Genomic DNA, 486 nt, shown 5'->3' with positions numbered 1-486 from the left:
GCAGCTTATAACGGCGATATGGCAACTGTAACCTTTGGTTTTAGTGCACAGTCAGATGAAGCTCGCCACATGACGCTTGGTCTTGAAATCGTAAAATTCTTGCTCGAACAACATGAAGACAACGTGCCGATTGTGCAGGAATGGATTGATAAATGGTTCTGGCGCGGGACGCGTTTGCTTTCAATTGTGGGCATGATGATGGATTACATGCTGCCAAATAAAGTGATGTCGTGGAAAGAAGCTTGGGAAGTTTATTTTGAACAAGCAGGCGGTGCGCTATTTAAAGATTTAAGCCGCTATGGCATCCGTATGCCGAAATATAGCGATGTCATTGTGAAAGAAAAAGAGCATGTCTCGCATCAGGCATGGTGGATTTTCTATAACTTTGGTCATGCTGCTGGTTTCCATACTTGGATTCCAACCGACGAAGAAATGGATTGGTTATCGGCTAAATATCCAGACACTTTTGATAAATACTACCGTCCA

The 486-nt window shown here is 43.4% G+C and carries 1 pseudogene; it reads left to right on the top strand.

The features are described from left to right. A pseudogene (locus UC75_RS21635) lies at positions 1-486 on the top strand (phenol 2-monooxygenase); the annotation flags it as partial.

This window comes from Acinetobacter sp. V2, assembly GCF_001188385.1.
Classification (GTDB): Bacteria; Pseudomonadota; Gammaproteobacteria; order Pseudomonadales; family Moraxellaceae; genus Acinetobacter; species Acinetobacter oleivorans.
This window is presented reverse-complemented; position numbering and strand designations above follow the sequence as displayed.